At 58.4% G+C, this 15,088-nt stretch carries 16 protein-coding genes; 2 read left to right on the top strand and 14 right to left on the bottom strand.

From position 1 onward, the window contains the following. The first annotated feature begins 129 nt into the window (after positions 1 to 129). Positions 130 to 1,833 (top strand): sensor domain-containing diguanylate cyclase, encoded by a 1,704-nt coding sequence (locus tag MAIT1_RS11965; protein WP_085442493.1) that lies wholly within the window; start codon positions 130 to 132, stop codon positions 1,831 to 1,833. A gap of 47 nt (positions 1,834 to 1,880) precedes the next feature. Then, complete coding sequence (locus MAIT1_RS11960; RefSeq protein WP_085442585.1) at positions 1,881 to 2,834, top strand: YbgA family protein; 954 nt, start codon at positions 1,881 to 1,883, stop codon at positions 2,832 to 2,834. A gap of 49 nt (positions 2,835 to 2,883) precedes the next feature. Here the strand turns inward: MAIT1_RS11960 and MAIT1_RS11955 are convergent, their stop codons facing one another. The 14 genes from MAIT1_RS11955 to MAIT1_RS11890 all read right to left on the bottom strand — a co-directional run bounded on the left by MAIT1_RS11955 (position 2,884) and on the right by MAIT1_RS11890 (position 15,033). Further along, positions 2,884 to 3,636, bottom strand: coding sequence for a hypothetical protein (locus MAIT1_RS11955; protein WP_143814805.1), 753 nt, complete (start codon positions 3,634 to 3,636; stop codon positions 2,884 to 2,886). A gap of 2 nt (positions 3,637 to 3,638) precedes the next feature. Next, on the bottom strand, positions 3,639 to 5,081 hold the full coding sequence (locus MAIT1_RS11950) for a hypothetical protein (RefSeq protein WP_143814804.1): 1,443 nt from the start codon (positions 5,079 to 5,081) through the stop codon (positions 3,639 to 3,641). After that, complete coding sequence (locus MAIT1_RS11945; RefSeq protein WP_085442490.1) at positions 5,078 to 5,581, bottom strand: hypothetical protein; 504 nt, start codon at positions 5,579 to 5,581, stop codon at positions 5,078 to 5,080. Before MAIT1_RS11945 ends, MAIT1_RS11950 begins: the two co-directional genes overlap by 4 nt. Before the next feature lie 391 nt (positions 5,582 to 5,972). After that, positions 5,973 to 7,604: a membrane-bound lytic murein transglycosylase MltF gene (mltF, locus tag MAIT1_RS11940; protein WP_085442489.1), complete on the bottom strand. Its 1,632-nt coding sequence runs from the start codon at positions 7,602 to 7,604 to the stop codon at positions 5,973 to 5,975. A 91-nt stretch (positions 7,605 to 7,695) separates the two neighbouring features. Next, positions 7,696 to 8,727 carry a beta-ketoacyl-ACP synthase III gene (locus tag MAIT1_RS11935; RefSeq protein ID WP_085442488.1) on the bottom strand — a complete coding sequence of 344 codons (1,032 nt, stop codon included), beginning with the start codon at positions 8,725 to 8,727 and terminating at the stop codon, positions 7,696 to 7,698. Next, entirely contained in the window at positions 8,724 to 9,773 is a 1,050-nt protein-coding gene (gene plsX / locus MAIT1_RS11930) for a phosphate acyltransferase PlsX (RefSeq protein ID WP_241893464.1), read from the bottom strand. Before plsX ends, MAIT1_RS11935 begins: the two co-directional genes overlap by 4 nt. A gap of 84 nt (positions 9,774 to 9,857) precedes the next feature. Beyond that, entirely contained in the window at positions 9,858 to 10,037 is a 180-nt protein-coding gene (gene rpmF, locus MAIT1_RS11925) for a 50S ribosomal protein L32 (RefSeq protein WP_085442487.1), read from the bottom strand. A 109-nt stretch (positions 10,038 to 10,146) separates the two neighbouring features. Further along, a complete protein-coding gene (locus tag MAIT1_RS11920) occupies positions 10,147 to 10,692 on the bottom strand; it encodes a YceD family protein (RefSeq protein WP_085442486.1) in 546 nt (181 codons plus the stop codon). Between the two features lie 51 nt (positions 10,693 to 10,743). Then, on the bottom strand, positions 10,744 to 10,941 hold the full coding sequence (locus tag MAIT1_RS11915; RefSeq protein WP_085442485.1) for a DUF2065 domain-containing protein: 198 nt from the start codon (positions 10,939 to 10,941) through the stop codon (positions 10,744 to 10,746). 36 nt (positions 10,942 to 10,977) lie between these two features. Beyond that, the gene (gene hflC, locus MAIT1_RS11910; protein WP_085442484.1) at positions 10,978 to 11,841 is read right to left on the bottom strand and encodes a protease modulator HflC; all 864 of its coding nucleotides are present in this window, start codon (positions 11,839 to 11,841) and stop codon (positions 10,978 to 10,980) included. Between the two features lie 14 nt (positions 11,842 to 11,855). Then, positions 11,856 to 12,980, bottom strand: a complete 1,125-nt coding sequence (hflK, locus tag MAIT1_RS11905) for an FtsH protease activity modulator HflK (RefSeq protein WP_085442483.1) — start codon at positions 12,978 to 12,980, stop codon at positions 11,856 to 11,858. A gap of 182 nt (positions 12,981 to 13,162) precedes the next feature. Beyond that, positions 13,163 to 13,867 (bottom strand): RsmE family RNA methyltransferase, encoded by a 705-nt coding sequence (locus MAIT1_RS11900; RefSeq protein ID WP_158089457.1) that lies wholly within the window; start codon positions 13,865 to 13,867, stop codon positions 13,163 to 13,165. Beyond that, positions 13,851 to 14,660, bottom strand: a complete 810-nt coding sequence (locus MAIT1_RS11895; RefSeq protein ID WP_158089456.1) for an RNA methyltransferase — start codon at positions 14,658 to 14,660, stop codon at positions 13,851 to 13,853. Before MAIT1_RS11895 ends, MAIT1_RS11900 begins: the two co-directional genes overlap by 17 nt. 19 nt (positions 14,661 to 14,679) lie before the next feature. Then, a complete protein-coding gene (locus MAIT1_RS11890) occupies positions 14,680 to 15,033 on the bottom strand; it encodes a hypothetical protein (protein ID WP_085442480.1) in 354 nt (117 codons plus the stop codon). Between the last annotated feature and the right edge of the window lie 55 nt (positions 15,034 to 15,088).

Raw genomic sequence — 15,088 nt, 5'->3', positions numbered from 1 at the left:
TGCGCCCTTTCGGCTGATATACTGTGTTTTTGTAAATATATGCGAATAAGCAGGAATTAATTGCGCCCACAATAAGGGCTCCCACTGTTTGGCCGATTTCGGCGTTTGCCTAATTTGCAGGATTGGTCCATGAGCATACACAGCATCGGCAACCGAATTCTCTTCCTCATCGGCTCCGCCGTGATGGTCGGCCTGTGCGCCATGATGTTCTTCTTCCTGCGCCAGCAGGAACAGGCTATCTTGGCGCAAAACGAACGCACCATGGGGCTGCTGGCCACCAGCGTCAGCCAGACACTGCAAACCGTCATGCTCTCTGGGAACGCTGAGGTGGCGGAAGACTTCGCCGCCAATCTCACCGCCACGCCGGGCATCATCGATTTTCGTATTCTGCGCGTCAATGGCGTTGAAGCGTTTCACGACAACGAAACCATCAACGCCGTGAACAGTCGACTGGGCGATGAGGCGTTTCACATTAAGAGCAACCCCAAGCCGCCGAACAAAGTATTAAGCGACACCAAGCGCTCGACAGTCCATAGCGGCCTTTTCGCCAAAGGCTATGTGGCTGACTACGCCATGGATGAAAACTCCGGCGTGAGCAGCGTCACCTTCTGGGCGCCAATCCATAGCGGTGAAGAGTGCGCGGCCTGCCATGGCGAGAACGAGCGTCTGCGCGGCATTCTGAAACTCACAACATCGCTGGTGCCGGTGCAAAACGATATTGCCCACGCCAAGATGCAAGGCATCCTGCTGCTGGTGGTATCGCTGGGCGTCATCATCCTTCTTCTGCTTCTGGTGGTGAATCGCTCAGTGGTCGCCCCCATCAATCGCGTCAGCAACGCCATGGGCGATGTCACCAATGGCGATTGGAACTCCAAGGTGCCTGAAGACGGCAAGGATGAGCTCAGCCGCATGGGCCAGATCTTCAACACCATGACCAATGAGTTACAACGCACTTACAGCGGCTTGCAATCCGAGCGCAACAAGCTGACCACCATCATTCTCTCCGCCAAGGAGGGCATCGTGGTGACCAACCCTCTGGGCGAGGTGGTGCTGGTCAACCCCGCCGCCGAACGCTTGCTGGGCAAATCCGACCAACAGATCGTCAAAGAGGGCTTTATCAATCTGCTGGATGACCCGGACTACGTGCAGAACTATCTCGACACCAACGGCTTGGAGATGCCTGACACCATCGTCTACAACAGCCGCGTGCTCAACTTCTACGCCTGCTCCATCAAGAACGATGATGGTTCCGAACGCATCGGCTCCGCTGCGTTGATCCGCGATGTGACCGATGAGAAGAAACTCGAACGCCAACTGCGCGAACTCTCCACCACCGATGCGTTGACCGGTCTGCTCAATCGTCGCCGCTTGGACGAGGTGCTGGCCGAAGAGCTCAATCGAGCCAAACGCTACCATATGCAACTCGGCCTACTGATCTTTGACGTCGACCACTTCAAACGCTTCAATGACGAACATGGGCACGATCAGGGTGACCGGGTGCTGCAGGCAATCGCCGCCGAAATGAAGGATCATTTCCGCAACATCGACTTCCCCTGCCGCTACGGCGGCGAAGAGTTCGTGGCGATCCTCCCCAATACATATCCGGAAGGCGCCATCAAGGTTGCTGACCGTCTGCGCGAGCGTATTGAGGAGATGGTTGTCGATGGCCTGAAAGTCACCATCAGCATCGGTGTCGCGGTCTACCCGCAATCCCCAGGGGATGAACCTGATACGCTGCTCAAGAGCGCGGATAATGCGCTCTACCGCGCCAAACGCTCGGGGCGCAATCGCGTCATCTTCGCCGACATCAACGATGCGCCAGAAGAAGAGTAATCACATTTCCGCGCGCGCGCGCCAGATGCGTAGAGATGGAGCGACAGGTGAGTGATAAAATCCGAGTCGGCGTGAGCGCATGCCTGTTGGGAGAAGAGGTCCGCTACAACGGCGGCCACAAGAGAGATCGATTCCTCACCGACATTCTCAGCGCATATGCGGAGTTTGTGCCTCTGTGCCCGGAAGTTGAGGCGGGATACCCCACGCCTCGTCCCACCTTTCGTCTGATAGGCAATCCCGACGCTCCGCGCATGCAGATCCCTTTGACACAGAGCGATGTCACTGATCACATGCGCGTTTGGTGTGATACAAAGCTTGATGCTTTACAGCAACAAGCCCCATTGTGCGGCTTTGTGCTCAAAAGCAAATCCCCCTCTTGCGGCATGGAGCGCGTCAAAGTCTACAACGATAAAAACGCCCCCATCGCCGAAGGTCGTGGGCTTTTTGCCCACGCTCTGATGCAACGTTTTCCAACGCTACCGGTGGAAGAAGAGGGACGGCTGCACGATCTACGCATCCGGGAAAACTTTGTCGAGCGTCTTTTTGTGGAGCAGCGCTGGCGGGAGCTGATTGATCAGTGCCCAACCAGCAACGGCTTAGAACAGTTTCATCGGCGGCATAAGCTACTGTTTATGGCTCGCCATGCTGATGGTCTCAAATTACTCGGGCAAATTGTCGCACAAGGCGAGCAGGGCGACTTCTCAGCGCGCCTGAATGCGTATCATACAGGCATACACAAATTGATGGCGACCCCGGCGCGAATCAGCCGACACGTCAACGCCCTGCACCATGCGATGGGATACTTCAAAAACCAACTCACGGCTTGTGACAAGCAAGAGCTGCTCCAGTCGATTGAAGATTACCGCGCCCAAAATCTCCCTTTGATTGTGCCCATCACGCTTATCCGCAGTTATGCGCGCCGATTTGAGTGCGACTACCTGCTGGATCAAATCTATCTCAATCCGCACCCCAAGGAGTTGAAACTCCGCAACCACGCATAAAAAAAGGCCGCCTTTTAGAGGCGGCCTTTTTTTTCATCACACCCTTTGCCTACTGCTTCAAGGTATTGATCATATCTGTTAAGCTCTTGAGTGTTTCCATCGTCTGACCAGCCTGATTGACATTGCCGCCCAGGGAGTCGAAGTTCACGCCAAATGCGCCATTTTTTGGACTACCTGGCCCTTTTGCGCTGATGTTCTGCTGTTCCTGTTTCAGTTTTGCATCTGCAAGCAAGGGATCTTCCTGAACCGGCTCCACAGCGGCCACTTCAACCGGATTAAACACCTCAACCCACTGACGGATTTCGCGGCCAGCAATAAGCACCTTCTCTGGCGTGATTGTGCGAATGCGCGCGCCCTCTTGGAACTCTTCGCCTTCACGATAGAGTTTGCCATCAATGACGGCGAACTTATCTTTCCCCGCAACGTACGCCATGGAGATAATGCGCGAGCCAAAATCTTCGGGCGGCGCCAGATCCACTGCGTCCTGGCTTCTGATGGAGGTGTTGGAGTAGCCGATCATCGCCAAATTGATGCCGCCTGTCTCGCGACTACGCGGCGTGCGCAGTTGGCCCAACATGCCAATATTCGCCTCCAAGACGCTCTCCAACTCCTTGTCAACGTCGGGCGCCTTCTTAATTTCCGGCAGCCGTGGGAAATCAGGGAACATCGAAGGCGTCACATTGGTTTTCTGCTTCGCAAAAGCGCCCTCTTGCGAGTAGATCAAAACAGCGTAACCACCTGTTCCCACGAGGGATGCAGTGACAATTAAGAGGGCGATCACCCCAAACATCTTTGTGTTCACGGTCACTCTCTGCTTAAGTCGACGTTAAAGAAAATTTGGGTAATGTCCGTGGTGAACTTCTTGGCTTTCACCACGTATTTGACTCTCTTCAAAGCAGTCAAAAAGTGATCATAATCCTGGTTTGCTTTCTCAAACGGGTCCATGACCCGGCCCACGATTTTGATGATCGGTTTTTTCTGCTGATCAAAAGCCACGCTCATCTTGTCGATGAAGATACTCTTGTCCTCACGCGCAGCAGACAGATCATGCAAGATCTGCTGAACATCCATGGAGTCGCGTAAGCTGGCGAGTTTTTCGCTGAAACCAATGACGCCATTGTCATACTGGGAGACCGCGCCTTCCACCTGAGGCAGCGTTGAGCTTGTCAGTTGCCCCTCTAAAGATTCATCAAAAATGATGGAATTGGCTTCTTTGTCGAACCACCAACCCGTAAAGAAGAGCAGCAGGGTCACCACCGCGGTGAGAAAGAGCATCATCGGGGCCAGGCGGGTACTCACATAACTCAACTTAGCCGCCATGGTTGACGAGGAGTCGGCTGTATCCAAATGCTTGAGGACAGCAGGCAAGCCTGTCATAACAAAGCCGCCGTCATCCAGGTTCAGACGCGTGGCCTTCTGCATGTTGCAATCGCAGCCGAGCCGTTCAGCTGTCACTTTCACCCATTCAGAATCGAGTTTGACATCACTGGCGGAATGCGCGGTGGATTGGGCCCAACCACCGGTCTCTTCGCTCCCCGTATTGGTCGACGCGCCGAAACCTTGCAGCGTGCCGGACAGACTCGCTTCAGTATCGCTGTCCTCAGCCCCGGCCTGGGCCACAAGGAATCCATAGTGAATGATCTGATCGATTTTGGCGTGCGCTTCCTCACACATGCGCTTCAATTCGTCAGCCAGTGACTCCGCCAATGCGCTTTTTGCTTCTTCTGTGGCTGCGTAAGAGGAGAGCCGACCGGCGCCGAGCACTTTGCCCGAACGTCCAATCATGAAATCCACATGACGGTCATGCTCAAACAGCACCGCAGTCACTTTTCCGCCGCCCATATTACGCAGCACGGAATAGAGCAACGCATTATGCGAGAACTGCAAATGGTGATCTTCATCATCAAACGCGGCGTCCTCGTAAGGACTGATGACGTCATTGTCAACGATGGTGAAGCAGATATCCGTAGAGCCTTTGCCCCGCGCCTGCTTCCAGTGCGTCAGCACACGGGTCTGATTGCCAATCTCACCCAGTTCTTGCAGCTTGCGCTGGACCAACACGTCGGCATAGCGCGCCTGGGATTCCACTGACATCATCCGCGGCTCAGCGCCTTTATAGTCGCTGACAACCCATTTGCCGCCATGAACTTCGCGCAGGTCTGGCACCAAGTGCGCGCGACTCTTACTCAGCTTATAGGTCACCCCATCAACTTCGATGAGGGTCAGATCTCCTGAAGATTTCATCATTGGCGCTGAAAGACCATATAGGTCCCCTTCAGTGTAACCAGAACCTTCGAACCAAGCTCCGCGCCGTCTTCGGTCAGCAGCGACTGGATGCCTTGCCCGGCCTCATTGACATAGACGGGCGACGTGATCTCAAGCTCTGTAGGATCAAAATAATATTGCTCGCCATGGCGCGCATTATCAAGCAGCACACGCATCAGTGAGACCGGCACCGCGCGATTTTCAATATCCACCTCGTACCGCACCCAGGCTTTGCTTTCGGCGCCGGACTCCTTGGCGGCGATTACATACTCCTCGACTTTATCTTTAAACTCTTTGTAGCGCTTGACGCCAGCAGCATACTTTTTGGCATCGCCGATGCTCCTGAGCCGCAAATTGCTGTAGGCTCTACTATCTTCATACGCCTGATAGGAGTCCAGCGTTTTGAGCGCCTGATAGGGCAACGCAACCGCCAATACGATGGCGAGTGCGAGCAAAAAAGTGCGAACTAACTTCTTCTTCATGGCTCTGCCCGTAGAATCTGATTAACGCTGCAAACGTATTTCTGGCCTGCACAGGTTCGCGCGGCTAAGGAATGCATCAATGATGTTTTCTACCTGTTTTGGCGCAGGATAGCAAATGAGAATCCGCCATTCCTGCAAATCCGGACGCCTCAAATGGATCCAGACGTTGCCGAAACATTTCCTAAAAAGCTTATCGGCATGCGCGCCACAAATCTGTACGCGTACGCTCAAGCTAAATCTCACCTTAACAGTAAACAAGAGCAAGCAATCAGTATGCCATGCAGAGGAGAAATGGCGCGCCCTGTTTGATGGGTGGAGGTCCAGATGTTGTCGGTGCTCTTGATAACAGGCCCTGAACAAAACGCTTCAACGACCCGGTATGTCGCGGCTGTTACCTGTTGGACTGACGTTTTTTTGGTCGCGGTGCGGGTCTCGGCTTTTCAGCCATGCGCGGTTGCGGTTCCGCGCGCGTCTCCACTGCCAAAGACGTCTCTCGCATTGGAGATGAGACGCTCCCATTTTGGCCAGAGAGCCCCCCCTCAGAGCCTTGTTGTTGATGCTGGAGACCCTGACCTGTGGCCATCGAGGTTCTCATTGCGTCGACAGACGCTGCGGAAGGACTGTTTGAGATCACGGTTTGTGGCGGGGTTGGCGCGATGCCGCCACCATCCAACTTTTCCAAAATATCGCGATAATGGCGGATCTTGCGCACATACAACACAGGTTCAATCCCGCGCGCGTATCCGCGTTTGAGGGTACGGTAGTATTTGCGTTGCGCCAATAGCGGCAGTACTTCACGTAAGGCTGGCCACTCATTGTGATTCAGCCCTTTACGCTTGGCCAGGGTGCGCGCGTCAATCACATGGCCCAGCCCCACATTATACGCCGCCAACGCGATCCAGGTGCGGTCCGGTTCGGTAATTTCACTTGGCAAGCGTCTTCGCATATTCGCCAGATAGCGGGCGCCGCCCATGATGCTCTGTTTGGGGTCCAGCCGGTTGCTCACCCCCAAAGCCTTGGCGGTAACGCGCGTCAACATCATGATGCCGCGCACGCCGGTGGGACTCTTTGCCTCAGGGTTCCAATGGGACTCCTGATACGATTGCGCCGCCAGCAGCCGCCAGGGGATGCGATAGCGCCGACCCGCCTTCTTGAACCAACGCTCATACTGAGGCAATCGACTCTCAATGCGCTGCACAAAGCTCCGATTGTCTACATAGTCGTAGTCTTCCGGCTCCAGCGTCATATAGCCGTAGTAGCGCTCGAACACATCATCAAACTGGCCGTTGGCGCGAATTTTTTCAAACCAGCGCTGCAACTCGCGCTGCAGGAACACCGCGCGCTTGGGCAACGCCCAAGCCAGCGCATTGCCCGCGTCCAAGGGGAATTTTACGACGAGTTCTGGATAGTACCGCCGGTTGATCGCAACGATGTTGGAGGAGGCGATGGTGCAGTCATATTTCCCAGCTTCGACGAGTTGCAGAATCTGCTCTGTCGAGAGATCCTCCAACGCGATCCAGTCCAGCTGTGGCGCCAGCGCGCGCAACTCCAGCAGACGCGCTTCATAGCCGCCGCCAGCCCCCACCACCAGATTGGCGCGGCTCAGTTCAATCAGATTTTCCGGGCGCACGCCGCCGCGACGACACACCACCTCCAGATCGACATTCTGGTAGACGGGTCCGTACAGGAACGCCTGCGTCCCCTCCTCGGTGCGCTCCAAACCTGCGGCGGCCAAGTGGCCCTGCCCGTTGCGCAGACCATTGAGCACATCGGCGCTGTTGTGATGCACCACGAACTCGGCGCGCACGCCGAGTTCCTGCGCGAACAGCATGGCCAGATCGTGTTCAAAGCCCATTTCACGATCGCGACCTTGGAAATAGACAGTCGGGGCGTTGCGGGTGAGGACGCGCAGCACGCCTTCCTGACGGATTTGATCCAGCAGTGGAACATCCACGCGCAGATCACAGCCGCCAAGAAGCGCCAGAATGAGAAGCAAAGGGAGGAGTGCGTGGGGACGGTGCATGCCAGCGCGCCTTGGCCACAACAGGGAAGCAGAACGGGGAAACATCATCGGCGAATCGCCCGATACTTGGGCGCATGCGCGCGAAACAGGGTTACCAGCGCACCAGCGCCGAGCCCCAGGTGAAACCGCCGCCAAAGGCCTCCATCAACACCAATTGGCCCGGTTGAATACGACCATCGCGCACCGCCTCATCCAGCGCCAGCGGCACGCTGGCGGCGGAGGTGTTGCCATGGCGATCCACCGTGACCACCACCTGATCCAGGCTCATCGCCAGACGCTTGGCGGTGCTTTTGATAATCCGGATATTGGCTTGGTGCGGCACCAACCAGTCGACATCCTTCTTTTGCAAACCGTTGGCCTCGAGGGTGGCGTCGACGATCTGCTCCAGGGCGATGACCGCGCGTTTGAATACCTCATTGCCGCGCATCTGCACGTAGCCGTAGCCCTCCAACAGAGCCGCACGCCCGGCGTCATCCACTTTGGCGGTCTCATTGAGGATGTGTGCGCCGCGATGGGAGACGCCACAGGAGACCCGTAGCAGGTCCACATAGGAGCCATCGGCATGAATGTGCGTGGAGAGCAGGCCACTGCCGCTCTCTGGCTCCGCTTCGAGAATCACCGCGCCAGCGCCGTCGCCAAACAGAATGCAGGTGCCGCGATCGCTCCAATCGATGATGCGCGAGAAGGTCTCGGCGCCGATCACCAGGACCCGCTTGCACGCGCCGGAGCGAATGTATTGATCGGCCACTGAAAGGGCGTAGATAAAGCCGGTGCACACCGCTTGGATATCGAACGCGGGCATGCGCGCGGTGTGCGCGCCCAGCTTATGCTGCACGATGGTGGCGGTGGCGGGAAAGGTGAGATCCGGCGTGGTGGTGGCCACCAGAATCAGATCCAGCGTATCGGCGGCGACGCCTGCGGCGTCCAAGGCGTTCTTGGCCGCCTCCACCGCCAGATCCGAGGTCACCTGGTTATCGGCGGCGATGTGGCGCTGGCGAATGCCGGTGCGCTCCTGGATCCACTGATCAGAGGTGTCGACCTTCTGCGCCAACTCTTGGTTGGTGAGGCAATATTCGGGCAGATAGGAGCCCGTGCCAATGATGCGCGCGCGCATACCGCTCATGAGGCGTCCTCCGTGGTTTGTTGCGCCTGAGCGCTGGCGACCTTGCTGCGGATCTCGTCATTGACGCCATTCACAGCCAGATGATAGGCAACCTCAATGGCGTTGGCGAAGGCGGTTTCGTCCGCCGAACCATGGCTTTTCACCACCACCCCATTGAGCCCCAACAGCATGGCGCCGTTGTACTTGCGCGGATCCACACGATCGCGGAATCGACGCAGCGCGGGACGCGCCATCAAATAGCCCAATTTGGTCAGTAACGAGTGGCCAAACGCCTCGCGTAGGAAGTGGGTGAGCATCTGCGCCACCCCTTCGCTGCTTTTGAGACTGATATTGCCGACAAAGCCGTCGCACACCACCACATCAGGGCCGCCCTTGTAGATATCGGTGCCCTCAATGTTGCCGATATATTCGCCATACGGCAACCATTTGTCGGTGTCCGAGCGCAAACGTTCGCCCGCCACCTTGACCACCTCGTTGCCCTTCATCTCCTCTTCGCCGACGTTGAGCAGACCCACGCGCGGAGCCTCGACGCCCAACACCGAGTGGGCGTAGACAGAGCCCATCAGCGCGAACTGGCAGAGATGATCAGAGTTGCAATCGACATTGGCGCCCAGATCCAGCATCACGCACTGGCCCGCTTTGGACGGCATGCGTGCGGCGATGGCGGGGCGATCGATGCCCTTAAGGGTTTTGAGGACAAATTTGGCGGTGGCCATCAACGCGCCGGTGTTGCCCGCCGAGACAAACGCTTCGGCTTCGCCCGCTTTGACCAGATTGGCGCCCACGCGCAGGGAGGAGTCTTTCTTGGTGCGCAAAGCCACTGAGGGCTTCTCGTCCATCTCCACCACTTCACTGGCGTGGCGGATGGTCACGCGCGGATCATCCAACCCCACCCGAGCCATGGCGGCGGCCACATCATCCTGCCGGCCGACCAGAATCACGTCGGCGCTGGGAATACTCGCCAAAAAGCGCTTCGCGCCCAACAGAACAGAGTCAGGCGCGTTGTCGCCTCCCATGGCGTCCAAAGCCAGTCGCACTGCCGCCACGTCAGGCCACCTTCCACTGAAGCAGGTCAAGACGCGGCGGGGTGTGCGCCGTCACAACAAATTCTGATACCAGGTGCAGATCAATCACTCTTCGATCGCCACCACTTCACGGCCTTTGTACCAACCGCACTTGGGGCAGACGCGATGCGGCATCATCGGCTCCTGGCAGTTGGAGCAGGTGGAGAGGCTGGGCGCGGAGATCGCGTGGTGCGCGGCGCGGCTACGGGTGCGGGACTTCGAGGTTTTCTTCTTGGGCACGGCCATTTCTAGGGACTCCTGTTCACTTCCATCGATAAAGAGACTGCAACATGAACCAACTGCTAAATGCCGCTCGCTTAAGCGATACGGCGATCACGCAAACCCGACGCCCCGACTACTGGCCGGTCAGACGCAAATTCTTCAGTGCCGCAAACGGGCCATCCTCCACTTCGTCGCGGCAGACGCACGCTTCGTCGTTGAGATTGACGCCACAGCCGGGACAGATGCCCGCGCATGCTTCGCGACACAACGGCGCAGGCGGAATCGCCAGCACCAACTCCTCATCCACCATCCGCCGCAGGACAAACACATCATCCTTCAAGTAGGTGGTTTCATCTTCCATCCGCACTTCGCCCGCGCTCTCGGCAACAGGGTCATCGCCACTGACAAACTGCCGCGACACAGAGACCTCTAGCGATTGGTCGAACTCGCACAAGCAGCGCGAGCAGACCAGCGGCGCCACGATGCTGACGCGCCCTTGGACACTCAGCTTGCCCTGATCGCGTTGTGCAGTCACATCCACCTGCGCCGGTTGTGGCGCATGGGCCATCATGGCGACCGCCTGCTCCAGCGAGGCGGCGTCGATATGGCCGACCAGATGTTGCGGCTTATGGCCCAAGGCCGACAGCGGCAGCCGCTTGTCACTCAATTCGCGAGACATCGCCAGCGCCCTCCGGGCGCATCCATTCAAGACATCCAACTCGCCGTTGGACTATCCGCGCGCCAACCACACCACGCCCAAGCCCAACAGCATCAACACAAAACCGGTCTGGCGCAGCACCCCATCAGGTTGCTCGGCCATTTTCATCACCCAGCCGCGCATGCGGTTGGGTGAAAGAAAATAGGGCGCGCCTTCGATAATCATCAGCAGCCCCAAAGCCTGCCCCAGCGCGGTCCAGAACTCATCCATTGCGCACCGTCGCGCCGCTCATGATCACCCAGCGGATCAACGGGCGTCTGCGCCTTTGAGGTGGCGGAAGAAGCCATCGGGCTGCAGCACCACCGTGGTGTTGTTCTCACGCATGGCGTTACGATACGCCTCCAACGAGCGATAGAACTCGTAGAAGCTGCTGTCCTTGCCGTAAGTCTCGGCATAGATGCGCGCCGCTTCCCCATCGCCTTCACCGCGCAGACTCTCGGCTTCGCGATACGCTTCGGCCAGCAGGATCTCCTTCTGTCGGTCGGCGTCGGAACGGATCTTCACCGCCTCCTCTTCACCCTCGGCGCGATACTGCTTGGCCTGGCGCTGACGCTCGGTCTGCATGCGGCGGAACACCGCCTTCTTGTTCTCTTCCGGCAGATCGGCGCGCTTGATGCGCACGTCCACGATCTCGATGCCGTAGTTCTTCGCCTGCTTGTTGGCCGACTCGCGAATCTGCTGCATCAGATTGGCGCGCTCGCCAGCGACGATCTCGTGCATGGTGTACTGACCCAGCACTTCACGCAGGTTGGAGAAGACGATGTCGCGCAGGCGCGATTCGGCGCCGAACTCATTGCGCACCGTCTTGAAGAACTCCAACGGATTGTTGATGCGCCAGCGAGTGTAGTTATCCACCTTGAGGTTCTTCTTATCCGAAGAGAGAACCTCCTGGGCGTCGTCATCCACCACCAGCAACCGCTTGTCAAAGGTGTGCACGGTCTGGATGAACGGCAGCTTAAAGTGCAACCCCGGCTCCGTGATGGCGCGCACCGGCTTACCCAATTGGATAATCAGCGCCTGCTCCACCTGATGCAGGGTAAACAGCGATTGCGACAGCAACACCAGAGCCGCGATGACGCCAACGACAATCAGAGGCGTTTTATTGGTCATGATCGTGCCTCCCCTTAGCGTTGATTGGCCGTCGGCGCATACATCCGACGGTCCAACGGCAGGTAGGGCAGCACGCCATTGCCGCCAGCCTTGGGTTCAATGATCACCTTATTGGCGTTGCCCATCACCGTCTCCATGGTCTCCAGATAGAGACGGGTGCGGGTCACGTCCTTGGCCTTCTGGTACTCGGTGTAGAGCGATTCAAAACGCTGGGCGTCACCGGTGGCGCGGGCCACTTTAGAGGCCTTGTAGGCTTCCGCCTCCTGCACCATTTTGGCCGCTTCGCCCTTGGCCTTGGGCAGGATATCGTTGCTGTAGCCTTGCGCTTCGTTGATGGCGCGTTCGCGGTCTTCGCGGGCGCTGGCCACATCCTTGAAGGCGTGAATCACCTCTTCAGGCGGCTGCACCTGCTGCAACTGCACCGTCACCACCTTCACGCCGCTCAGATAACCATCCAGAATCTCCTGCATCTTCTGATGCGTTTGGGTCTGGATGCGATCCTTGCCGGTGGTCAGGGCGACGTCGATCTTGTTGGTGCCGATCACCTCGCGCACGGCGGTCTCGGCGGCGTTGCGCACCACTTGGTGCGGATCCTTGCCGGGATTGCGCACATTGAACAGGTAGTTGGCGGCGCCGCCCATATTGCCTTCCATGCCGACGGACTGGCTATTTTCATGGTCGATGCGGTACTGCACCGACAGATCGATATCGATGATGTTCTCATCGCCGGTGAGCATCAGCGACTCGGCGGGCACATCGATATTGTTGCGACCGCGCGAACGGTAGCCGATCTCGATGCGCTGCACCTGCGACACCTTCGGTTTGTAGACCGATTCGATGGGAAACGGCAGGTGCCAATGGGGACCGGACTCGGTGGTCTCCACATATTTGCCGAAGCGGATCACCACGCCCTGCTCTTCGGGACCCACCACATAGATGCCGGTGGCCATCCAGATCGCCAACGCCACCCCCGCCAACACCATCCACAGCTGCTTGCCGCCGCTAGGGATGTTGCTGTTGCTCAGGCGCGCCCGCGCCATCTCGATAATTTTTTCCACGTCAGGCGGTTGCGGACCATTGCCGCGCGGAGACTGGCCCCAAGGGCTCTGTCCGCCGCCGCCGTTATCGTTCCAACCCATTATGCGCTCCTTGGCGTAGCAGTCGCGATTCTGTGGCCGATCAGGTCTGTGTGAACAGCGTTCCGGTTTCCGCCAATTTCGAGAAATCCCGCATTATTCCGAAACGCGCTCGATTTGTAAACTCCAAAACTCAGTCCAATCCAATGTATTCAACAATCATCAGCCGCGCCGACGCTCCCCGCTTACGTTTCAAACGCAGCCAGAGTCGCCAATACGGCCAATCCCGCGCTCTCTGTGCGCAACACCCGCGCCCCCACCCGTACGGTGACGGCGCCCGCCGCGCGCAGCACGGCGCGCTCTTCCACGCTCCAGCCCCCTTCAGGCCCCACCAGGATCGAAAGCGGCTGATGGCGCAGATCCGCAGCCAAGACGCCCAACGGCTGCGACTCGTCGCGATCGAGCATGAACCAGATCTCATCAGCATCGCGCGCCGCCAGCAAATCAGCAAGCGTTTGCGGCGTTCTGACCGGCGGAACCGTCGCGCGCCGACACTGCCGCGCCGCCTCCAGGGCCACCCGGCTCCAGGTGGCGGATTTATCCTGCTTGGGCGCTTGCTCGCCCACATAGGCTTTGTCACACGCCAGCGGGATCAGCTCCGTTGCGCCAAACTCCACCGCCTTCTCCACGATCCAGCGCATGCGTTCGCGATTGGGCAGGCACTGGATCAAACGACGCGGAGCAGGCGGTTCAGGCGCGGGAATTAAGGGTTCAAAAACACGCACCTGAGCGCCGTTATCCAGTAAACGGCCACGATGGAAGGTTCCGTCGGCGGCGCAGACGGTGAGGATATCGCCCGGACGCGCCCGCCAGATATCAAGCGCGGCGGCTGTGGCAATGGGAAGAACGGATTCGACTCCCGGAACGGGCGTCTCAAGCAGTCGGATCAATCCCGGCGCGTTTGAGCTTGCGGTCACAGTGTGCGGTCACTTCAGTGAGGATGCCGCGCAGAATCGCCACTTCACGGCTATCGAGGGCGGCGCGTTGAATCAGGGTGCGCAAGCTGCCGTGCATGTGGCGATGCTGCTTGGGTTTGAGAAACCCGATCTCGTTCAACACATCGAACAGATGCTCAGTGAGCAGCTCAATCTGAATCGCGGGGGCGCGCTGCTCCAGCTCCTGCGCCGGGTCCAGCGTCGCCACCGGCTCGGCGCTCTGACGCGCCATCATGAGTTCATACGCCACCAGCAGCACCGCTTGGGAGAGATTGAGCGAACCGTGGTCGGCATGGGTGGGGATGGTGCAGATCCAGGCGCACCGGCCCACATCTTCGGTGGTCAGCCCCGCGCGTTCGCCGCCGAACAGCAGCCCCACGCGTTGTCCGTCGCCCGCATCCCCTGCACGCGCCTGCGGCATGCGCGCCAGGCGCGCGCCCAACTCCCGCGCCGTCATGATGGTGTGACGTTGACCGCGATCGCGACGTGTTGTGGCCACCAGCAGGGTCAAATCCGCCGTGGCGGCGGTGAGGGAGTCGAACACCTGCACACTATCGATCAGCCCCTCGGAACCGGTGGCGAAGGCGGCCACATCAGGATGGGGAAACTGACGGGGATTCACCAACCGCAGCTGGGTGAATCCCGTGTTGCCCATGGCGCGCAGAGTCGCGCCGATATTGCCCGCATGGCCCGGGTGATCAAGAATAAACACCGGATCCACCGGCGTGAACGCCGCGCCGGAATTCACGCCGCAATCCTGCATCGTCTTATTTGCTCGCCGCGGCCTCGTCGCCGCTCGCGCTCGCCGCCGGCTGGCCATTGGGACGCAGGTTGCTGCTGCGCTGCCATTCGAAGATATTCCGCAACGTCGGCTTGTAGCCGAGCTTTTTCAATTGTGCGGCGCGCTTACGCAGAAACCCCACGGCGGTAAACAGCGCCACCGAGGCGAATAGCACCGACACCCCCGCCATAAACAGCCCCAGCACCTGCGTGGTGGCTTGGCCATGATGGCCGCCGTCAACGAAAATCTTGGTGCCTTGCGCCACGCCCACAACCAGCAGAGCGGAAATAAAAGCAAAGAAAAACATGCCGCTGACGATTTTAAAAGTACTGCGTCGCATCTGCGCCTCCTGGGTGGCTGGTGGGATTTTTCAAAATCTCCATTAATATATACCA

Source organism: Magnetofaba australis IT-1, assembly GCF_002109495.1.
Lineage (GTDB): Bacteria > Pseudomonadota > Magnetococcia > Magnetococcales > Magnetococcaceae > Magnetofaba > Magnetofaba australis.
Note: the sequence above shows the minus strand (reverse complement) of the source record. Positions and strands in the feature narration are given on the sequence as shown.